The sequence below is a fragment of the Psychrobacter sp. 78a-MNA-CIBAN-0178 genome, assembly GCF_040309625.1.
Lineage (GTDB): Bacteria > Pseudomonadota > Gammaproteobacteria > Pseudomonadales > Moraxellaceae > Psychrobacter > Psychrobacter okhotskensis.
Map to the genome: position 1 here is coordinate 150,009 of NZ_JBEOOZ010000001.1, position 21,637 is coordinate 171,645.

Consider the following 21,637-nt stretch of genomic DNA (forward strand, 5'->3'; position numbering starts at 1 on the left):
ATAACCATTAATAACAAGGAAACCCTTATGGACCATTCAAAAACGCCGTTACCAGAAGAGATGGATCATATCCAAGGTGATACCGACATCAATGATAACAGCCAAGAAGTTGATTTAGACAATCCCATGCTACATACCATCGATAATGATGATGTCATTGATAATAGCGCGGGCTTTGACAATTCGGAAGTCGGCACAGATGCAACGCAAGGATTGACGCCCATGCATCGTCAAAATATCGATGAATCGCGCGTCGATGAAGTATTGGTTCAAGACAATTTAGATGACAGTGATTATCCAGATGCGATGGATATCGCTGATAGAGAAGCCGCTGAACGTAGTAACGATGATGATTTTTAGGATAACGGTTTAGACAAAAAAATACCGAACACGATGTTCGGTATTTTTTTATGGTTTAATAAATACAATCGTTTAAGCCCAACCATCCAAAGTGCCTGCCCAACCTTTGACCAATGGCGCACTAATAGCTTCTAACAAATCTATGTGCGCCTCATCGGCATTCAGCGCTGGAATATAGTGATACTCTTGCCCGCCAGCATGAAGAAAGTTCTCACGGTTCTCAATCGCCAATTCTTCCAACGTTTCTAGACAATCCGCTGAGAACGCTGGACTGAGAATTTGTACTGACTTTACACCTGATTTAGCCCATTCATCGAGTATGACGTCGGTATAAGGCTTAACCCACTCTTGCTTACCAAAGCGTGACTGAAAACTAATAATCCATTCGTCATCTTTTAGACCAAGCTCGTGCGCGACTTGCGCTGCGGTACATTTACAACGTCTAGGATAAGGGTCGCCTTTATCCATATACGGCTGCGGAATACCGTGGAAGCTAAACATCAGCTTGTCAGGTTTGCCATGTACCGCTTGAAAGCGGCGAATACTATCCGCTAATGCTTTTATATATAAAGGATGCGCAAAGTAGTCTTTAACGATCGTAATATTAGGCAAGTTACGCTGCTTTAGCGACCATTTAGTAATGGCATCGTACACTGCACCCGTTGAAGTCGCTGAATACTGTGGAAATACGGGTAACATCACAAAGTGGTCAACGCCTTCGCTACGCAGTTTGTCCATCACATCGGGCAAACCTGGATTGCCATAGCTCATTGCAGAATGGACAGAAACACGAAATGGTGCAACCTGCTCAGCCAAACGCGTATCTAACATCGCCACTTGTTGGTTCAGGATATTGCGCATTGGCGAGTCACCATCCCAAATACTGGCATAAGCTTCTGCCACCCGTTTAGGACGGCTTGGCAACACAAACAGATTTAGGATAATCGCCCACAGGAATTTTGGGATTTCAATCACCCGTGGGTCTGATAAGAATTGTTTGAGGTAGCGACGTACCGCAGGCGCTGTCGGCTCATCAGGCGTACCAAGGTTGACCAATAAAACGGCAATACGTGGGGGCAATTTAGGTTTCATAGAGTATTATTTATTATTAGGTTAATTAAAGAAGAATATGAGGTAAAAGATTATTAAGTCATTATTGAATGACTGCGTTATGAGTGTAGCATTTTATAGATCGATAGCGCGTGGTAAAAGCACACTAATACAATTTGATACGCACTGGATGGTCACTGCGCTCGAAAGACTCAACTCGAAGGTTGTGCTCATCCGCGCATCGCCATACAATAGGCAAGCATATTGCCATCCTATTTTTTTATTGATAATTGATAATTGTCGTCTTGCGAGGTAGCTTTGAACGCACGTCCTGATAGTACCAGTGACCACTCCCCAAAAGATCACGCTTATGTGGATAGCTCAGTCGATACCGTTGGCTCAGTTGGAATCGTCACACCACAGAACTTCCATTTTGCCGAACCCTTGACCTTGGAGTGCAACCGCACCCTGCCCTCATTTGACTTAATGGTAGAGACTTATGGCACGCTTAATAGCGACAAATCAAATGCCATATTAATCTGTCATGCCTTGTCCGGCAGCCATCACGCAGCAGGTTTGCACAGTGCCGATGATAAAAAGGCCGGCTGGTGGGACAATATGATTGGCCCCAATAAAGCCATCGATACCAACCGCTTTCATGTGGTATGTCTCAATAATATTGGCAGCTGTTTTGGCTCTACTGGTCCAACGACGATTAATCCTGACAGTGTCAATGCAAAACAAGCAGATAACACTAGCGAAGCAGAGGTCTATGGCCCTGACTTTCCGTTGGTTACCATCAAAGACTGGGTAAAAACCCAAGCCATGCTCTCAGATCGCTTGGGCATTGACGTCTGGCATGCCATCATCGGTGGCTCAATGGGCGGTATGCAAGCACTACAATGGTCGGTCGACTATCCAAATCGTTTAAAACGCTGCGTGGTCATTGCCAGTACGCCCAAACTCTCTGCCCAGAATATTGCCTTTAATGAAGTCGCACGTCAGTCCATATTGTCTGACCCCGACTTTAAGGATGGACGCTATTTACAAGCTGGCACCTACCCTCGTCGCGGACTGATCCTCGCACGTATGGTTGGTCATATCACCTATTTGACCGATGATGCGATGAAGGCTAAATTTGGTCGTGATTTAAAATCTGGCAAATTTATGTATGGCTATGATGTCGAGTTTCAGGTTGAAAGCTATCTTCGCTATCAAGGCGAACGCTTTAGCGAAAATTTCGATGCCAATACTTATTTGCTGATGACCAAAGCTTTGGATTATTTTGATCCAACGCGTGGCTATCTGTCAGGGCAGTCATCAACCCAGTCAACAGCACCATCAGTAGACTCTACAAATCCGTCGGAGTCTGGATCGCTACTTGACGACTCAATCGCGGCGTCTGTCGAAACGACTAAAAATGCGACCAAACAAGCGGCACAGCATGCGCTTGAAGCTACCTTAGCAACTGATAATTTAGCAACTGATAACTTAGCAACTGGCGATGAAACTGACAGCGAAACTCAAACTGACACTGAAAACGATCGTCAGCAAGAATTAGCGGCGCTCAAAGCGGCCTTTGCCCACACTCAGTGTCAGTACTTAGTGGTGTCGTTTACCACCGACTGGCGCTTTGCTCCTGAGCGCTCACAAGAGATTGTCGATGCCTTGATGGCGACTGGCAAACCTGTCAACTATATCAATGTCGATGCGCCACATGGTCATGACTCTTTCTTATTTGATATTCCCCGTTATATGGGCGCCGTTAGAGGATTTTTGACCGCGCCATTTATCACAGATAGCCATGCTAAAAACCGCCAGACGAAAAACAGTCGTCAGCAAACAGGAGTGCGCTCATGAGAATGGATCATCAACTGGCCGAGCGCTGGATTGCCCCGCAGTCACATGTGCTGGATTTAGGCTGTGGCAATGGTGAGCTGCTGGCGCACTTGCAACAGCATCGCGGCGTCACTGGTTACGGACTTGAGATTGACGAAGAAAAAATCAATGATGGCATCGCCAAAGGGTTGTCCATCATTGAGCAAGATCTTAATGACGGTCTCGCACGTTTCGCTGATGATAGCTTCGATACCGTGGTCATGGCACGGGCGCTGCAAGCGGTTAAGTCGCCAGACGTACTATTACTCGATATGCTGCGAGTCGCCCGCGAGGCCGTCATCACTTTCCCTAACTTCGCGCATTGGCAAAACCGCCTGCATCTGGGTCTTAAAGGCATGATGCCCGTTTCAGAAGCGCTGCCTTATGAATGGTATAACACGCCAAATATTCATCTATGTACCTTTAAAGACTTTGAGCAGCTTTGTGCCAAGTATGACATCCATATCATCAACCGCTTTGCCGTTAGTGATTCGGAAAAAGGTCACACACCGCTCATGAAAGCCTTGATACGCCAAGCGCCAAATCTGCTGGCAGACGTCGCTATTTACCGTGTGACCAAACAAAAACCAGCACAATAATACCTACAACAATAAGGGTTTACGCCCCTTTGAAACTATCTAAAAATAGCCATTACGCACGTTTTTAGACCTTAATACATTGTTAACTCTTTATTATCTCTTAGTAACTCTATGATTTTATTAAGGACACTAAGGTAGTGATGAGGATTAAATCGTGTAATTAGTATTTGAGTTTCGTAAGTTTGGGTGTTAAGCTAGCGAAATAGTGTCAGTCACACCTCTATTTTAACCGTTTATCGGTCCGACTAAAGGTAACGGCTATACTCAACAACTATTTAAATTGCTAATAATTAGGTAAGTTCATATCGCAAGATTTCACCTAATTGTTATCACCGTCTAACTGTCTTTAGCGAGACAATGTTTAGCGGTACAACTCTTTTTGCTTATTAACTGCCTAATTTTGGAGCTGCTATGAAATTATTAAAAGCTGCGTTATTTACTGCCTTGTTTTCTTGTGCCGGCCTTGCCAACGCTGAGTTAATATCAAACGTGCCACTTGATACCTCACGTTTTGAGCTAATGCCTGTCAGTGAATTGTCTAATCGTGCTGCACAAGGCAACGATCACGCTCAGTTTTACTTAGCCAAACGTTTGCAAAAAGGTGAAGGGATTGCCCAAAACACTCAGCAAGCGATCCAGTGGTATACCAAAGCGGCTCAACAAGGTGTTGCCCCTGCTCAGTTGAATCTTGCCATCATGTACTTGCGCGGTGAAGGTGTCCAACCAAACCTACAACAAGCTCGTGTTTGGCTAGAAAAAGCGGCAATGCGCGGCGATAACCGTGCCAGCTATACGCTTGCCTTGCTAGATGAAAAGCAAAAGAACCTAGTTGATGCTTATAAATGGTACGATTTGGCTGCCCGTGACGGCATGCTTGATGAAAAAGTACGTAACAAAGCACGCGGTAAAATCGGTCAGTTGGCATTGAACTTATCAAGCTCAGACATCGCTAGCGCTCGTAGTAAAGCCGATACTTGGTTTCAGAGCAAGTAAATCTAGCAACATACAGCTTTAGTTTGAAAATAAAAATCCAGCCTTTGAGCTGGATTTTTTGTGTTTAGAGAATGATAAATGCTGACATTAACTGGCTTCGATAATGGCAATCTCAGCATCGGTTAAGTCATATAGCTTATAGACCATTTGATCTATCTCACGGTCGGTACGTTCAATTTCTGCTATCAATTGCTTTGCTTTAGTCTGTTCGGCTAAAAAATACTCTTCCCATTCCGCTTCATCACCCAAGCTCATTTTAATTTTCTTTTTTGCCAGCTCTTTGACGAACTCTGAATACGTTAGTTCATGCCAGTTTTCTAGCTTTTTACTCAGCTTGTCGATATCAAATTTTCGTTGCAAGGTGCGAACAAACTTACCAGTTGAGTTCTGCAACTGCTCGTTTAACGATAACATTAGATCGGCTTTTTGAGAAAAATATTTAGCATTATCAGGCAGTTTAGGTAATGGAAAAGGATATAAATAATTTGTTTTAAAAGTGAAGTAACCCCCACGTAAAACATAGCCAGTATTAGACAGGAAAAACCATAATATTTTTGAATTTAAAACTGAGAGATAAAACTTATATGCCAAATCAGACGGCTTATCTAAAATAAAAGAATAGCACTTAGTATTATGATACATAGACCCAACATCAAAACTCATATTACAACCCAAAGATATCTCTGGAGTAATAATTTTAGACTGTTCCACCTCGTTTATACCTTGCTTTCTACCAAATAAGTACCATTGATTTGGTTCATTAAAACGACCTTTTTCGCGTCCTCTTAACTCTACTTCATTGGCTTTAAGATATTGATAGCCCAAAGGGAAGTTTTGGGCTACTTCATTTTCAGTCATTGATTTTGCTTTACCATCAGAGTCAATACTATATGGAAATAAGACAAAGTTTTCATTTATTAGAGATTTATATCTTGCTACGTCCTGTCCTTTTAACAAAGGTTTCATGAGACCTGCTTCAATCTCAACCTCACAGCCTAAAGATTTTGAATAGCCTTTAACTAAATTACCTTCAATATGACCATCAATCAGAAAAATCTTATCTGCACTGGTTTGTAATCCAACAAATATTTTGGAAAATACATCTTTTGCGGTTAAGGGTTGTTTATGTAATTTTTCAAATAAATTAATTTCAGTATCAGATAATAAATTCCATTTCTCATGAGTCAATTCGTCATAAGACAAACTTGTCCACTCAATCATTTCTTGGATTTTTTGTGGGTTGATAAAGCTAAATTGTAGCTCATTTTTTGACATTTTATTAAGCGTTAAAATGCAAGTATAAGTCGTTACTTCAAAGACTAGATGTTCCTCAAAGTGTAATAAACTTGCAACAAGCTTGTTTTCTGCCAGTAATCTACGGACGCCTTCTCCAAACTCAGAAATAAGGAACTTATGCGGTAAAATAAGTGAAACTTGTCCAGTCTCTTTAATTAAATCTAAAGAGCGTTCAATAAATAAAACATAAATATCATAATTCCCCATCGCAGATTCAAATTGCTTTTCATAATAGCTAACCATTTCAGGATAAGCACTTTGAAGTCCTTGAATGCGTAAATAAGGCGGATTACCAATCACCACATCGAATCCACCTTTTGCAAAGACTTGTGGGAATGCCGTTTGCCAATTAAAAGCTTTATCGCCTGCGACTTCTACATCATCAATCAGTGAGTTACCGCATTGGATATTATCATTGAGATTATTCAGCTTACGTCGTGGCTGCGCTGTCCGTAACCACAGTGACAGCTTGGCAATCTCGACGCTTTCTTCATTAATATCGACCCCGAACAAGTTGTTTTCTAAAATACTGTTTTCGATATCAGGGTAAGCCAGACCGCTACCAAATAGCTTAGTCTCTAGCTCAACGATATACTCATGCTCAGCGATTAAGAAGTTTAGCGCCTCATTCAAGAACGCCCCACTCCCTACCGCAGGGTCACAAATCGTGATTTGTAATAGCCAGTCTCGATACGCATTTAATCTATCTAGAGCTACCTTTTCTTCTTCGATTCTCTTATCTGTTTTTTTTCGTTTTTTACCGCTTTTATTAATAGTAATATCTTGCTCATAATCTTCGTCATTCAATGCTAACGCTAACTTTTTGTCTTCACAAAGCTTGCCGACTGTGTTTTCGACGATATATTTGGTGATGTACTTTGGCGTGTAAAACACGCCATCTTTTTTGCGCTTGGTTTGCGATTTATCTACCACCTCACCTGTCAGCTGCGCCTTTACCTCATCAAGCTCTGATAATGAGTTTTCAAAGATATGACCTAAGATATTGACGTCTACCTCACTGTCAAAGTCGTATTCGGAGAGTATCTTGATATGGGTCTGTAGAATATCATCGCTGATGATGACGCTGTCCAGCAGCTCGTCAGTGCTGAACAGTCCACCGTTATAGGCGAATATCTCGCTATACTCATCTTTATGACCTTTATCCAAATAACCAAAGTACGCTTTGACCCTATCGTACAAAGGCACAGTCATTTTTAGCGATTTCCACTTCTCCCATTCGCTGATGATTCCCTTTGCAAAGTTGGCAGGCAACAGATGACTGTCCTCAGCGAAGAAAATAAACAGTAGCCGATCGAGTAATTTTTGTGACTTTTGAAATAATACTAAATTGTCTACGCTTGGGTTATTGGTGGTCAAATCATTGAATAATTCACGTTTAAACACCGAGTAATCTTTATAAAGCTGCTTAGTTATCGCTTCTTCTTGAGACAATGATGCCGACTTGAGCTTGGCAGGCAAATCGTTCATGATGCTGTCGCGATTGAGCAATAAATACAGTAATGCAAAGTCCTCTTGAGCCAAAGTGAATAGATTGAACTCTATAAACTCAACCGCATTATCGATATACAAACGTAGCTTTTGAAAGTTAGAGGTGATGACATAGCGGCACTTAGGTTGATTGTTTTTATAGCCAAAAGCTTGCTGCTCAATTTTGCTAAGGTCAGTGGTATTCATACCTTTTAGCTCAATCACGCCAATAGCATGACCCTCTTTGAGTATCGCGCCATCAGCCTTTTTACTGCCCGTTTGGTTTTTGAATTCTGTCGTTATATCATAGTCAGGATTGGGATTTAGCGTGTAACCAAAGACATCGACGAATAAGTCACGCAAAAAGCCTTCTTGATACTGCTCTTCTTTACTTAGGCGGATGTTGTCTTGCTTTGATAAGTTTAAAAAACAATGGCTAAAAGTCTGCCATGCTGTCTCTAACTGAGTGTTATCAAGTTCGCTGACATACTTTTCGATGACGATAGATTGGAACAGAGACATATGAGCGCCTTTACAATGAAATAAATAGAACAAAATGATAAGCAAACATCTACTATAGCAAGCTCTACTCATCGGATAAATGCCTAAAGACTATTATCGCTTCAATAAGAGTCTTTAATGAGTGATGCCTGTATTTAACGATGCTATCAGCTATTAAATTATTCAAAATCTACGCTAAATTTGCTACACTACGCCCGCATTAGCCAATTCCACAATTGCGCTAGTGTTATATCTCATTCTAAACCAACCAAGTCTATTTCAAATAAATGCGATATAAGGAAGCCGAGCACAGATTGTACCCAAAGTACATCAAGCGAGGATGACACAATAGCGTGTTTATTTGAACCAGACTGCTAACCCAACGCACTAGGTTTGCGACCTAGCCAGCAGGAGAAAAATATGAGTACCATTCAAAATAGCAATGCGGATACCAATCTGACCGATAGTAAGTCAGCCCTAGCCTACGATAGCGTCACCAATAACATCGTCGTTGCCGCTCTTTATAAGTTCACGCGCTTTGCAGATTTTGAGCAATATCGCGAGCCAATCTTAAATACCATGCTCGATAATGACGTCAAAGGCACCTTGTTAATCGCTGCTGAAGGCATTAACGGCACGATTTCTGGTAGCCGCCAAGGTATCGATAATGTCTTAGATTATTTGCGCAGTATCGAAGCCATCGGCAGCTTTACCTTTAAAGAGTCGTATACCGATGCCCAGCCTTTTTATCGCACTAAGGTAAAGCTAAAAAAAGAAATTGTGACAATGGGCGTAGAAAATATCGATCCTTTGCAATCGGTCGGTCGTTATGTAAAACCAAGCGAGTGGAATGCGCTTATCTCAGACCCTGAGGTTATTTTGATTGATACGCGTAACGATTACGAAGTGCAAATCGGTACCTTTCAAAATGCCGTCAACCCAAATACCGAAACCTTCCGCGAGTTCCCAGAGTACGTCGCAAAAGAGCTTGACCCCGCTAAGCATAAAAAAGTTGCGATGTTCTGTACCGGCGGCATTCGCTGTGAGAAGTCTACAGCCTATTTGCGCGAGCAAGGCTTTGAAGAGGTTTATCATCTAGAAGGCGGCATCCTAAAATATCTCGAAGAAGTGCCCGTCAGCGACTCTATGTGGCAAGGTGATTGCTTCGTCTTTGACAATCGGGTTTCGGTCAATCATAACTTAGAAAAAGGCAGCTATGAGCAATGCTTCGCTTGTCGTATGCCCATTACTCAAGATGACATGCAAAGTGCGGCTTATATCAAAGGCGAATCTTGCCCGCATTGTATCGATAAAGCCACTGACGAGCAAAAAGCGCGATTCCGTGAGCGCGAGCATCAAATGCAGCTGGCGAAAAAGCGCGGCGAAGCGCATATTGGTAGCGATGTGATGGACGTTATAGAAAAGCGTAAAGCGGCAAAGATTGAAGCGCGAAAGCAGCAAGAAAACGCTAAATCTAAACAATAGAAATCAGCAAACACTTAACGACACTAGCGTCTATTAGAAATGCGGATTTATTGAAAATGAGGGTTAAAAGAAGGGACCAACAGCGTATCTTCTTTTAACCCTTTTTTTATACCGCTGGATAAACCACTTGGTCTTGACTATTTAGCTCAGCTCCTGGTGTTGGTTTGGCAAGATCTAAGCGACCAACGCCCATGATATGATCCACCCTATGGCCTCTCAGAAGTAAATAATCGGTAATAATACGCCGATGGCAACGCCACCATACTGCTTCAGAACACATCAGGGTCAGACGCTGTTTTTTTCCCAGTTGCATGAGTTGGTCGAGAGCGGCTTGAAAAGTATCACTCAACGCATAATCTGCATAGTTATGAAAAGCTTGCACGCGCCATAAATCATTTATCTGCTCATCGACCTGCCTTTGTTTTGGACGTCGCCCGCCAAGGTCGGTGCAGTGCTGATAACTGATACCAACTTGACTGAGCGCTTGTGGAAAAGTATCGATATTAAAAACAGGATTGGTACGAGAACGAGGAAAGCTGCGCACATCGATGAGCAATTCGATATCAGCCGCTTGAAGCATCTCAATCAGCTCATCAAGACTACGGGTCGAATGTCCAATCGTATAAAATGTGGTGGTCATAAGTTAAGCCGTTATCGTATTGTCACATTGTGGTTTTAAGTTTTATGGTTGTCGTCTTATTTTGCATGGCTTTATTTTGTATGGTTTTATTTTGCATGCTCTTGTCTTAAATGGTTTTGTCTTAAATGGTTCAATGGTTTTGCTCATTCAATATTAACCAGTCTCAACCTGCTCACTCATTAGGACTTTTGTAGGACAATCGTGGTCGAAGGTCGCTAACGCAGTAAAATCAAACAAAGCAATCTAGACCCTATACTTATAACGATACCCAACATAAAAAAATAGCAGACAACCACCAAGGTCATCTGCTATTTCGCTTAACTTACTTTAAGACGTGTTTTTATACCATCAGTATACCGTCAGTCTGAAACGTTATGAGTAATCTATTAGAACAAAATACGGACGCGAATGGTTTCTTCAACGTCTTTTAGCTGATCCAGCGCCGCGCTTGAGTCGTTGTAATCTACGTCCATGACCAAATAACCAACATCGCCTTCGGTCATTAAGCTCTGTGCCAAGATATTGATGTGCGCCTCAGCGAACAGACGGTTAATCTGTGAGAGGACGCCAGGTACGTTTTTGTGAATATGTAACAGACGATGTGAGCCTTCTTTAAACGGAATAGAGACTTCTGGGAAGTTCACTGCCGTGAGGGTATCACCTTGATCTGAATATCGAACGAATTTTTCTGCGACTTCTAGACCGATGTTGGCTTGTGCTTCTTGCGTTGAGCCGCCGATATGTGGCGTCAAAATCACGTTATCGAATTTACGTAGCGGTGATTCAAACTCTTGGTCAGCAGATTTTGGCTCCTTTGGGAATACGTCAATCGCCGCGCCCAAGATTTTGCCAGATTCTAATACCGCTGCTAGATCATCAATCTCGACACAAGTACCCCGTGCGGCATTGATAAAGTAGCTACCGTCTTTCATATGCGCAAATTGCTCAGCTTTCATCATATAGCGGGTGCTTGGCACATCAGGAACATGCAAGGTCACGATATCAGCGGTCGACAGTAATTCTTCTAAGCTGCCGACTTGTACGGCGTTACCCAATGGCAATTTGGTCACCACGTCATGATAAATGACCTTCATACCGAAACTTTCTGCTAACACAGACAACTGTGAGCCGATAGAGCCATAGCCGACGATACCCATGGTCTTGCCGCGTACTTCATGCGAGTTGGTCGCAGACTTGCCCCAGCCGCCGCGATGTACGGTGGCATTTTTTTCAGGAATGCCGCGATACAGCATGATGGTTTCGGCCAATACCAACTCAGCCACCGAACGAGTATTCGAATACGGCGCGTTAAAGACGGGAATACCCAGTTCACGAGCCGCTTCCAAGTCTACTTGGTTGGTACCGATACAGAAGCAACCAATACCAATCAGCTTGTGCGCATGCTCCAGTACTTCACGCGTCAGTTGGGTGCGTGAGCGAATACCGATGAAGTGAGCGTCTTTGATCTTTTCGATCAGCTCTTCTTTATCTAACGCATGACTGATATTCTCGATGTTTTGATAACCAGCATCTGTCAATATTTTTAAGGCATTGTCGTGTAGACCTTCAAGCAATAAAAAGCGGATTTTGTCTTTTTGTAGTGATAACGCCATATGAGAACTGTCCTATAATTGTCTTATAAAATTATCTGAAGGATAATCTATAGTCGAAGCAGTTTAAAGTGGGTACAAGGCAACCGAGCGCAAATAGTACAACTTAGTACATTTAGAGAGGTTAACGCCGTAACCATTTACAAGTGCTTTGACTATACGATGGATGAAACGAAAACAGTCCGGATATCTTACACAAAATTCGACGTCGATGTTAGCAGATTAGATGAATTATTGGATATCAAGCCTGAAAACTTTTTATGCTATAGTGAACTATTATGTTCAATGTTTATTAAACTGTCTTTTTAACTATTTATGCCATGTATGCGCGCGCAAATATTTCATTATATAATAAGCATATTCATGAATACTAAAAACCACATTCGCGACCTTCTTATTATATAAACACAGTTATAGCCGCTTCGTTATATCCATTTAGCGATATAATAATCCCCTTTATGCATAGCGCCTACGTTCATACCGAGATTTGACCATGACCTCTTTATCTAGCCAGCCTACACCTGACACCAATGACAATACCAACGCCGTGCAGACTATTTTACGCACACTGCTTGATAGCCATCAATTTGACGCCAGCCAAATCAAGACCGATAGCGAAAGCCTAGAACATTGGGGCAAAGACTGGACCAAGCATTTCGCGCCTGCCGCCTCGGCCATTGTCTTTCCAAAAACCACTGAGCAAGTGCAAGCCATCGTCTTGCTTGCCAATGAGCACAATGTTGTCTTGACGCCAAGTGGCGGTCGCACCGGTCTGTCTGCTGGCGCGGTCGCGGCCAATGGTGAGATTGTGGTCAGTATGGATAAGATGAACCAAATCGGCAAATTCTATCCTGCTGATCGCTTAGTCGAGATTGAAGCGGGCGTGGTGACTGAGCAATTGCAACAATTCGCCGAATCTAACGACCTCTACTACCCTGTCGACTTTGCTTCGGCTGGCTCTAGCCAAATGGGCGGTAATATCGGCACCAATGCGGGCGGTATCAAGGTAATTCGTTATGGCATGACTCGTCAATGGATTATGGGCCTGACTGTCGTCACTGGTAAAGGTGATATCTTGCAGCTCAATCGCGGCATGGTGAAAAATGCCACCGGTTATGACTTGCGCCAGTTGTTTATCGGTAGCGAAGGCACGCTTGGTTTAGTGACTCATGCGCAAATCAAGCTTGAGCGTCAGCCGCAAGACTTAAACGTCATGGTACTTGGCATGGACAGCTTTAACGACGTCATGAATGTGCTATCAGCCTTTCAAGCAAAGATCGATTTGACCGCGTTTGAGTTCTTTGATGATGTGGCCATTGATAAGCTGATGGCGCACGGCCAAGTACAAGAGCCGTTTGAGTCACGTACCAAGTTTTATACGCTACTCGAGTTTGAAGCGCCGTATGAGCCTATCATGGATAAAGCCATGGCAATATTTGAGCATTGTATGGAACAAGGTTGGGTCGTCGATGGGGTGATGAGTCAGAGTCTGGCGCAGGCGGAAGAGCTGTGGAAGCTGCGCGAATATATCTCGGAGACCATCTCAGTATTTACCCCTTATAAAAACGATGTCTCGGTACTGATAAGCTACGTACCTGAGTTTATCGCTGATATTGATCACATCGTCAGCAGCAACTACCCTGACTTTGAAGTGTGTTGGTTCGGTCATATCGGTGACGGTAACTTGCATCTGAATATCTTAAAGCCAGAAAATATGAGCAAAGATGACTTCTTTGCAGAATGTCAAATCGTTAATAAACACGTATTTGAGACGGTACGAAAATACGGCGGTTCAGTCTCTGCTGAACATGGCGTTGGCATGACCAAAAAGCCTTATCTGCACTATAGCCGCAGCGAAACTGAGATTAATTACTTACGCGAAGTCAAAAAAGTATTTGATCCAAACAACATCATGAACCGTGGGAAGATTTTTGATATGTGATTAGGGTCTGTTGATTGATGGTTTAGCAGGAAGTAAACCATTTTTATGGTATAAAAAAGACGCTAGACTGAAAAGTTTAGCGTCTTTTTTGCTCTTAAGCTGGCAATGCATCACTTGTATAAAAGATTAAAAGCGTAAAAGTAGTTAATCTATAAGATGTTTATGATAAATAAAGCAGTACCAATGCGACCATCAACAATAGACTCAAACAACCTTGGACGATTAAAAACGCTTGGTGCGGCGCCGCGATATGGCGAAACATATTGCCCAAGGCATTGTAAGTAATACCGGCGGCTTTTATATGTGGCGGCGTATCAAAGGTTTTGATAATTTGTAAAAACTGCTCGGTGCGCTCAGAAGTCCAGCCATGCGGGGTAAACGGTAAAAAAGGAGACAACTGCGCGGCTTGTTTCTTGGTCGCTGGTGACCATAACCAACGCTCCAAAAACAACAAGCGCATGCGCCAATCAACAAAGCTGCGCTGATTGATGACTCGCAATAGCAATACTTCAATATTCTTGTGACGGCTATCCGCAAAAATGCGTTTTTGCAGGTCGAATACCTCAGATTTCTTGCCTTCGATACATTGTAAAAAATGACCATTGCCATAACATAAAGTACCAGTGATACCATGCTGCTCATTATGATCGCGAGCATGACCTTCTACTTCATCGAATATTGAGGCTTTTAGCCGTGCACTGAGGGTAATACTGCTGACATACACCAATTGTATCAGTGCGGAATCTTCTACGGTTTCTAATGTGTCGACCGTGCGCGTTAAGGGCGTCATAAAATAATCCTAAAAAGCCGCCCATAGGCCGCAAAACAAAACAAGAAAAACAAAGACTACGTCCAAGCTCATTCCAAACTCATTCTAAGCTAAGCAGAGATAGCGACTCACAAAAACGTAGCAAATATTTACTACGTGGGACTGTCATTGATCCGCTACCTTGGTATGATGATTATCGAAATCAGCAGTAATAAGCCAAACTGGGACTAGCCAGAAATAATAAGAGATGTGACAGAACTTGGGCACTAGTAGAACAGAGGTAGTTTATTCAAGTACGATTGATACAGCTACTAATGAGGTCAGTATTCTTGAATAGAGACGCTTGCAAACCTACGAAAAACCCTTATCAAAATCTTTGATATGAGATGTGGTCTTTATAACTCATTGTAAATAAAAAGATAAATTATTGTAACGATTATATAAGTCGATTGGAATATTTTTATCGCCTTTGTTACACAAAAGTTTTTAGTTCTACTGATAACTATGGCTATTACCGCGCATACAGCGTTAACTTTACGACATTTATTGACAGCGAAGACAGGAACCTTATGAGTAAAATCGAAAAAATAGACGACTTTCACCTCACGATTGCTGAGATTAAGAAAAAAGATTATCCGCAGTTAAAAGCCTTGATGGATCGCGTGTATGTGAACTTGGGCGGTGCATGGTCGAAGACTACTATTCATACTTTGATTGATGCGTTTCCAGAGGGACAGATTGCCCTATTTGACCACGATCAATTGATTGGTATCGTGCTATCGATGCGCGTTGATTATGCCAAGTTCTCTAACCCGCATACCTATGATGACCTGATTGGGCACAAAGAAATCATTAGAGACAATCCAAAAGGCGATGCTATTTATGGCTTGGATGCTCTAATTGACCCTGAATATCGTGGCTACCGTTTGGGTCGTCGTCTTTATGATGCGCGTAAAGAGCTGTGCCGCCAGTTAAACTTCCGAGCCATCTTGGCCGGTGGTCGCATTCCTAATTATCATAACCACAAAGACCTGACCCCTGGCGAATATATCGATGCGGTCGAGTCACGTGAAATCCACGACTCTGCCCTATCTTTCCAATTATCCAACGGTTTTATTGTTAAACGTATTTTGACGGCCTATTTGCCAGATGATGCTCAGTCTAAAGGTTTTGCGACGCTACTTGAATGGGCCAACATTTATTATGAGCCGCAAGACTATAAGCCAAACACCCGTAAATCAGAGGTGCGTATCGGTGGTATTCAGTGGCAAATGCGTGAGGTTGAATCGCCTGAGGAGCTGCTACAACAAGTGGAGTTCTTCGTTGATATTATGGCGGATTACAACTCAGACTTTGCTTGCTTACCAGAGTTTTTTAACGCGCCATTGATGGGTCTGTGTGAATCCACGGATCAAAACGTGGCCATTCGCTTTTTAGCCGGTTATACCGAATGGTTCAAAAACGAAGTCTCGCATCTGGCAGTCAGCTATAACGTCAATGTAATCACCGGCTCTATGCCATTATTGGACGAAGACGATACACTATACAATGTCAGTTATCTCTGCCGCCGCGATGGGACGGTTGAAGAGCAGCGCAAGATTCATATTACCCCGCATGAACGTAGCGCATGGGTCATCGAAGGTGGCGACGAGGTCAAAGTATTCGATACCGATGCGGGTCGTATTGGGATTTTAGTCTGCTATGACATTGAGTTCCCTGAGCTTGCACGCTTGTTGGCGCTTGACGATATGGATATTTTGTTCGTGCCTTTTTGGACAGATACCAAAAACGGCTATTTGCGGGTGCGTCACTGCGCCCAAGCACGAGCCATTGAAAACGAGTGTTATGTGATGATATGCGGCTCAGTGGGTAATTTACCGCAAGTTGAAAGCTTAGACATTCAATACGCACAGTCCTCTATTTTTTCACCCTCTGATTTTGCTTTTCCGCATGATGCGATTATGGCAGAAACGACAGCCAATACCGAAATGGTCTTCTTCTCAGATGTGAATTTGGATAAGCTCACTCATGTCCGTAACGAAGGCTCGGTGCATAACTTGCTTGATCGCCGTGATGACTTATTTAGCTTAAAATGGAAGAAAAAAGCCAAAATTCCAGCGAGTAAATTAACCGACGAAGAGCGTCGTGAAAATTCAGGTAGCGTCCTCATCGGTGATCCATTACAAAATCGCGCGCAAAAGCCTTAGGCGATTCGTATAAAAAAACCCTCTAACAAAATACTTTAATAAACGGCTGACTATTCAGCCGTTTATTTTTATCTATCGCTGGTTCAAGATAATTTAGATGTAAGGAAGGCGAATGAAAGTACTATATAGTCAAGGAATTTTAGAATCGCTACAAGGCGACCGACCGCAGATAGTACATTGAGTACCTCTAGGGCGGGTAACACCGTAGCGGTTTAAAAGTGCTCTGACTATATATAGTAGACTGAGCGAGCCTGACAGCGTATCTAATTTATAGGGGATTGACTATGCCAAAGCAAAAAAAGCAGACACTATGACGACTGATAGCCAAAAGATAATTGAGACACCTAAAAAGACGTCGAAGCAAAGAACGTTGTCGATAGTTAAGACCATACTGTTATATGGCTTGATATTTGCGGTGATTTATAGCGCAGTCAATTGGTGGCGACAACCGGTCATGCCAGCCAATCCGCAACTGCAATTGACCGACTATCAAGGTCAAAGCATTGACTTAGCAGCGCTGAGTGAGGATAAACCGGCCCTGATATACTTTTGGGGGACTTGGTGCCCGATTTGTCGTGTGACCTCACCGACGATAGACAAGCTTGCAGCGGCAAATAATTATCCAGTGGTTACCATTGCGATTAAGTCTGGCTCAGATCAAGAGCTGCACCGCTACCTTAATGAAAATAGTTACCGCTTTACCACGGTCAACGATCAAGCAGGTGAGATATTTGCCGATTGGCAAGGACAAGTCACGCCTTCTTATGTGGTTCTAAAAGATGGCGAGATGACGCAAGGGCTGACCGGTATTCAACCACTCTGGTCGCTTAGATTACGCTTGTGGTTGTCAGAAGTTTTTTAGCGCTTAGCCAGTTAGGTATAATCTAATAAATAGACAATCAAACTTGCCAGACCTATGCTTTAATGGACAAAGTATTTATGCTGACATCAATGATTGGTTTTAGTTAAAAACAGGACGATACTGGTCAGCTCTTTTTACCCTACCCATTTTGTCATATAATAGCTGCCGTTATCATATTCACTTTTCTAATTATTCTGTTAAAAATATTTTTTGTTGCAATCGTCTCATTAGCATTTATGATGGACGTAACTATTTATAAGCAACACGTTATAAGCTATATCTTTTAAGCAACACGTTATAAGCAACGTTTTCTAAGCAAAAGGCTAGCATCGATTATCAAATATTTGACCCCATATTATATTTAACCTTAAGCCTGAATTTCAAACGCAACCTCTAACCCTCATTTTAAAAGACGCCTTCTATGACTGATAAAAGCACTGATACACCAAGCCAAGATTATAAAGACACGCTAAACCTTGCCGACACGCCTTTTGCGATGCGTGCAAACCTTGCCAAACGCGAGCCAGATTGGCTGGCTGCATGGGAAGCGGATGATGTGTACGGCAAAATTCGTCAGGCGCGTACAGGTGCGACCAAATACATTTTGCACGATGGCCCTCCATACGCCAACGGTCAGATTCACTTAGGTCACGCGGTCAATAAAGTCCTAAAAGACATTATCGTGAAGTCAAAAACCTTGTCAGGCTTTGATGCGCCTTATGTACCCGGTTGGGATTGTCATGGTCTACCTATCGAGCAAAAGGTCGAAGCCAAGGTCGGCAAAGTTGGTCAAAAAGTGTCTGCGACTGAATTTCGTGGTCTGTGCCGTGAGTATGCGAGCACACAAATTGAACTACAAAAGGCTGACTTCAAGCGTTTAGGCGTGTTTGGTGATTGGGACAACCCTTATCTGACGATGAACTTCCATCAAGAAGCCAATATCGTGCGCGCACTTGCCAAGATTCATGAAAACGGTCATGTGACCCGCGGTATGAAGCCCGTCAACTGGTGCTTGGACTGTAGCTCTGCGCTGGCTGAGGCCGAAGTGGAATATCAAGATAAAGTCTCAGATGCTATCTACGTTAGCTTTGATGTACTCGATACCGAAAAGGTTGCCGCATTGAGCAAAATCGACGGTAATATCGCAGCCGTTATTTGGACCACAACACCTTGGACGTTACCTGCCAACCAAGCCATCGCCGTACATCCTGAGCATGACTACAGTGTGGTGGCGACTGAAAAAGGTAACTTCCTATTAGCAACTGATTTGGTTGAAAGCGCACTGACTGAGTTTAAACTCAGCAATGAAGGTGTATTAGCAATCGTATCAGGACGCGAGCTTGAAGGTCTACGTGCCCAACATCCATTGATTGAAGATCGTCAAGTGCCGCTTATCTTGGGCGATCATGTGACCACTGATAGCGGTACTGGCTTAGTCCATACGGCACCGGGTCACGGTCTCGACGATTATATCGTTGGTCTAAAGTACAACTTACCTGTTGAAAACCCTGTCAGTGGTACGGGCGTTTATTTAGAAAGCGCAGCGGTGTTTGCTGGTGAACACATCTATAAAGCCAATCCAAAAATCATCGCTGCCTTACATGATAACGGTCATCTCGTTAGCCATACCAAGATTGAGCACAGCTATCCGCATTGCTGGCGTCATAAATCGCCGATTATCTTCCGCGCCACGCCGCAGTGGTTTATCAGTATGGAAGCCAAAGATCTGCGTGAGCGTGCACTTGCGGATATCCCAACGGTCAACTGGACGCCAGCATGGGGGCAAAACCGTATCGAATCAATGATGACGGGTCGCCCAGATTGGTGTATCTCACGCCAGCGCACTTGGGGCGTACCGATTGCCTTTTTCACTCATAAAGAAACGGGTGAGTTGCATCCTAATACTCCTGCGCTGATGGAAACTGCCGCAAAAAATATCGATGCTGGCGGTGTTGAGGCTTGGTTTGATGCCAGCTGTGAGGATTATTTAGGTGCAGAAGCGGCTGATTATGATAAATCTACCGACACCTTAGACGTTTGGTTTGACTCAGGCACGACGCATTTTGCCGTCCTTGAGCAGCGCGATGAATTAACCAATCCTGCTGATCTGTACTTGGAAGGCTCTGACCAACATCGTGGTTGGTTCCAGACGTCACTATTGACCTCTGAGGCCATGTACGAACGCCCACCATTTAAACAAGTCTTAACCCATGGTTTTGTGGTCGATGAAAACGGTCGCAAAATGAGTAAATCACTGGGCAATATCATCACCCCGCAAGAAGAAATTAATAAAACAGGCGCGGATATGCTGCGCTTGTGGATTGCGTCGAGCGATTATCGTTATGAGATGAGCGCGGGCAAAACAGTATTTAAAGGTGCAATCGATATGTATCGTCGCATCCGTAATACCCTGCGCTTCTTGCTTGCCAATACCGATGACTTTGATCCAGCCACCAATAGCGTTGATATCAATGAGCTCGTCAGCCTTGATAAGTTCATCATTGAGCGTACGCAAAAAGTGCAAGCACAAATCATCGACGCCTATGATGCAATGGACTTCCATCAAGTCACACAACTTATTGCCGCGTTTTGCTCACAAGACTTGGGTAGCTTTTATTTAGATATCATCAAAGACCGTCAGTACACCACCCAGACTGATGGACAGCCACGTCGCTCTGCGCAAACGGCTATTTATCATATTGCCCAAGCGTTAATTCGCTGGATTACGCCTATTTTGTCGTTTACCGCGCAAGAAGCGTGGGAGGTATTGCAAGGTAAAAATGGCAATGAAGCAGGTTATGTGTTTACCGAAGAATGGTATACCTTCCCAGAATTTGAGCTAAGCGCCATCAGTACCGATGATTGGCAACGTATCATGCAGGCAAAAGATATCGTTAATAAACATATCGAAACGGCGCGCGGTGAAAAAATCATCAATGCCAACTTATCTGCTGACGTTGATTTATATGCTGATGGGGCGATGTATGAAAGCTTAGCCAAGCTCGATGAAGAACTGCGCTTTGTGTTGATTACTAGTAATGCAACCTTGAAGCCGATGAGTGATGCTCCTGCTGCTAATCAGAATGACACAGCAGAGCAAGCCGAAAACAGCACCAAAGAAACGGCAGATTTAATAGTCAATATTAGCGCTGCGACTGGCACTAAATGTGTACGCTGCTGGCATATCCGTAATGACATCGGTACCGATAGCGCACACCCTGAACTATGTGCCCGCTGCGTCACCAATGTCGCAGGCAATGGCGAGGTGCGCCACTATGCCTAATTCATCAAAAAACAATCTGCCACCTACTGACGTCGATAATTCGCCTAAACCTGCGCATGCAACAATAGGGAACTCAACGACGCCGAGAAGTCGCTTGACCAAAACGCCAAAAATGATTGCTAATGGCAGTCGTGCTTTTGTATGGTATTTGCTGTCGCTGGTCGTACTTATCATCGATCAAGGCACGAAATGGCTGGCTGAAACCAACCTGACTTTCCATGAGCCAGTACCCGTGATTGAGCCATTCCTCAATTGGACGTTGGCTTATAACTACGGTGCGGCTTTTAGCTTTTTGGCTGATGCTGGCGGTTGGCAAAAGTGGTTTTTTTCCGGATTGGCATTATTAATGTCATTATTCTTGATCGGCTATTTGGTTAAAGCGCCGCGAAAAGCCAAGCTGCTTTCTATCGGACTGGCCTTAGTATTGGGCGGTGCGCTTGGTAATTTGATCGACCGTTTGTTACATGGTCATGTGATTGACTTTATCCATGTGCATTATGCTGATGTTTGGCATTATCCGATTTTTAATATCGCAGATATTGGTATCTCTATCGGTGTATTATTGATTGTCATCGATATGCTGTTTTTGGAAAAGAAGCGTGAAATGCCACGGTCATAAACGCATGTAGCTAGAGATGTTAATTCGATTTATAAATTAAAAAGGTGGGTTACGC

At 43.3% G+C, this 21,637-nt stretch carries 14 protein-coding genes and 1 pseudogene; 10 read left to right on the forward strand and 5 right to left on the reverse strand.

The window, feature by feature from the left end:
- Window positions 1-27 precede the first annotated feature (27 nt).
- Window positions 28-360: a hypothetical protein gene (locus AAEY80_RS00725; protein ID WP_173239191.1), complete on the forward strand. Its 333-nt coding sequence runs from the start codon at window positions 28-30 to the stop codon at window positions 358-360.
- A 72-nt stretch (window positions 361-432) separates the two neighbouring features.
- Here AAEY80_RS00725 and hemH read toward each other — a convergent pair whose 3' ends face one another.
- Window positions 433-1,452, reverse strand: a complete 1,020-nt coding sequence (gene hemH / locus AAEY80_RS00730) for a ferrochelatase (protein WP_101210610.1) — start codon at window positions 1,450-1,452, stop codon at window positions 433-435.
- Between the two features lie 330 nt (window positions 1,453-1,782).
- Here hemH and metX point away from each other — a divergent pair.
- From metX to AAEY80_RS00745, 3 genes and pseudogenes are all read left to right on the forward strand, one after another.
- Window positions 1,783-3,195: pseudogene (gene metX, locus AAEY80_RS00735) on the forward strand (homoserine O-acetyltransferase MetX); the annotation flags it as partial.
- 71 nt (window positions 3,196-3,266) lie between these two features.
- On the forward strand, window positions 3,267-3,887 hold the full coding sequence (gene metW / locus AAEY80_RS00740; RefSeq protein ID WP_201631527.1) for a methionine biosynthesis protein MetW: 621 nt from the start codon (window positions 3,267-3,269) through the stop codon (window positions 3,885-3,887).
- Window positions 3,888-4,298: 411 nt separating this feature from the next.
- On the forward strand, window positions 4,299-4,880 hold the full coding sequence (locus tag AAEY80_RS00745) for a tetratricopeptide repeat protein (RefSeq protein WP_101210612.1): 582 nt from the start codon (window positions 4,299-4,301) through the stop codon (window positions 4,878-4,880).
- A gap of 87 nt (window positions 4,881-4,967) precedes the next feature.
- On the opposite strand, the gene AAEY80_RS00750 is transcribed toward AAEY80_RS00745, so the two are convergent.
- Entirely contained in the window at window positions 4,968-8,186 is a 3,219-nt protein-coding gene (locus tag AAEY80_RS00750) for an Eco57I restriction-modification methylase domain-containing protein (protein ID WP_201565908.1), read from the reverse strand.
- Between the two features lie 399 nt (window positions 8,187-8,585).
- On the opposite strand from AAEY80_RS00750, the gene trhO reads away from it, so the two are divergent.
- On the forward strand, window positions 8,586-9,650 hold the full coding sequence (trhO, locus tag AAEY80_RS00755; RefSeq protein WP_350587745.1) for an oxygen-dependent tRNA uridine(34) hydroxylase TrhO: 1,065 nt from the start codon (window positions 8,586-8,588) through the stop codon (window positions 9,648-9,650).
- 106 nt (window positions 9,651-9,756) lie between these two features.
- On the opposite strand, the gene AAEY80_RS00760 is transcribed toward trhO, so the two are convergent.
- Together AAEY80_RS00760 and serA are read right to left on the reverse strand one after the other, a co-directional pair.
- Complete coding sequence (locus tag AAEY80_RS00760; RefSeq protein WP_101211827.1) at window positions 9,757-10,290, reverse strand: DUF488 domain-containing protein; 534 nt, start codon at window positions 10,288-10,290, stop codon at window positions 9,757-9,759.
- Between the two features lie 386 nt (window positions 10,291-10,676).
- The gene (gene serA / locus AAEY80_RS00765; RefSeq protein ID WP_025650938.1) at window positions 10,677-11,903 is read right to left on the reverse strand and encodes a phosphoglycerate dehydrogenase; all 1,227 of its coding nucleotides are present in this window, start codon (window positions 11,901-11,903) and stop codon (window positions 10,677-10,679) included.
- Window positions 11,904-12,393: 490 nt separating this feature from the next.
- On the opposite strand from serA, the gene AAEY80_RS00770 reads away from it, so the two are divergent.
- A complete protein-coding gene (locus AAEY80_RS00770; protein ID WP_350587746.1) occupies window positions 12,394-13,842 on the forward strand; it encodes a D-2-hydroxyglutarate dehydrogenase in 1,449 nt (482 codons plus the stop codon).
- A gap of 160 nt (window positions 13,843-14,002) precedes the next feature.
- Here AAEY80_RS00770 and AAEY80_RS00775 read toward each other — a convergent pair whose 3' ends face one another.
- Window positions 14,003-14,632, reverse strand: a complete 630-nt coding sequence (locus tag AAEY80_RS00775) for a BLUF domain-containing protein (RefSeq protein ID WP_201565906.1) — start codon at window positions 14,630-14,632, stop codon at window positions 14,003-14,005.
- A 548-nt stretch (window positions 14,633-15,180) separates the two neighbouring features.
- Between AAEY80_RS00775 and AAEY80_RS00780 the strand changes: the two genes are divergently transcribed.
- The 4 genes from AAEY80_RS00780 to lspA all read left to right on the forward strand — a co-directional run bounded on the left by AAEY80_RS00780 (window position 15,181) and on the right by lspA (window position 21,582).
- On the forward strand, window positions 15,181-16,818 hold the full coding sequence (locus AAEY80_RS00780) for a carbon-nitrogen hydrolase family protein (RefSeq protein WP_025650935.1): 1,638 nt from the start codon (window positions 15,181-15,183) through the stop codon (window positions 16,816-16,818).
- Between the two features lie 310 nt (window positions 16,819-17,128).
- Entirely contained in the window at window positions 17,129-17,680 is a 552-nt protein-coding gene (locus AAEY80_RS00785; protein WP_025650934.1) for a protein disulfide oxidoreductase, read from the forward strand.
- A 421-nt stretch (window positions 17,681-18,101) separates the two neighbouring features.
- Window positions 18,102-20,963 carry an isoleucine--tRNA ligase gene (ileS, locus tag AAEY80_RS00790; protein WP_350587747.1) on the forward strand — a complete coding sequence of 954 codons (2,862 nt, stop codon included), beginning with the start codon at window positions 18,102-18,104 and terminating at the stop codon, window positions 20,961-20,963.
- Complete coding sequence (gene lspA / locus AAEY80_RS00795; RefSeq protein WP_350587748.1) at window positions 20,956-21,582, forward strand: signal peptidase II; 627 nt, start codon at window positions 20,956-20,958, stop codon at window positions 21,580-21,582. The genes ileS and lspA overlap by 8 nt, the downstream gene beginning before the upstream one ends.
- The last annotated feature ends 55 nt before the right edge of the window (window positions 21,583-21,637 follow it).

Coding starts and splice junctions, on each gene's coding strand:
- metW (WP_201631527.1), top strand. CDS start 3,267: ATGAGAATGGATCATCAACTGGCCGAGCGCTGGATTGCCCCGCAGTCA.
- trhO (WP_350587745.1), top strand. CDS start 8,586: ATGAGTACCATTCAAAATAGCAATGCGGATACCAATCTGACCGATAGT.
- AAEY80_RS00775 (WP_201565906.1), bottom strand. CDS start 14,632: ATGACGCCCTTAACGCGCACGGTCGACACATTAGAAACCGTAGAAGAT.
- AAEY80_RS00780 (WP_025650935.1), top strand. CDS start 15,181: ATGAGTAAAATCGAAAAAATAGACGACTTTCACCTCACGATTGCTGAG.
- ileS (WP_350587747.1), top strand. CDS start 18,102: ATGACTGATAAAAGCACTGATACACCAAGCCAAGATTATAAAGACACG.
- AAEY80_RS00745 (WP_101210612.1), top strand. CDS start 4,299: ATGAAATTATTAAAAGCTGCGTTATTTACTGCCTTGTTTTCTTGTGCC.
- AAEY80_RS00785 (WP_025650934.1), top strand. CDS start 17,129: ATGACGACTGATAGCCAAAAGATAATTGAGACACCTAAAAAGACGTCG.
- hemH (WP_101210610.1), bottom strand. CDS start 1,452: ATGAAACCTAAATTGCCCCCACGTATTGCCGTTTTATTGGTCAACCTT.
- AAEY80_RS00725 (WP_173239191.1), top strand. CDS start 28: ATGGACCATTCAAAAACGCCGTTACCAGAAGAGATGGATCATATCCAA.
- AAEY80_RS00770 (WP_350587746.1), top strand. CDS start 12,394: ATGACCTCTTTATCTAGCCAGCCTACACCTGACACCAATGACAATACC.
- serA (WP_025650938.1), bottom strand. CDS start 11,903: ATGGCGTTATCACTACAAAAAGACAAAATCCGCTTTTTATTGCTTGAA.
- lspA (WP_350587748.1), top strand. CDS start 20,956: ATGCCTAATTCATCAAAAAACAATCTGCCACCTACTGACGTCGATAAT.
- AAEY80_RS00760 (WP_101211827.1), bottom strand. CDS start 10,290: ATGACCACCACATTTTATACGATTGGACATTCGACCCGTAGTCTTGAT.
- AAEY80_RS00750 (WP_201565908.1), bottom strand. CDS start 8,186: ATGTCTCTGTTCCAATCTATCGTCATCGAAAAGTATGTCAGCGAACTT.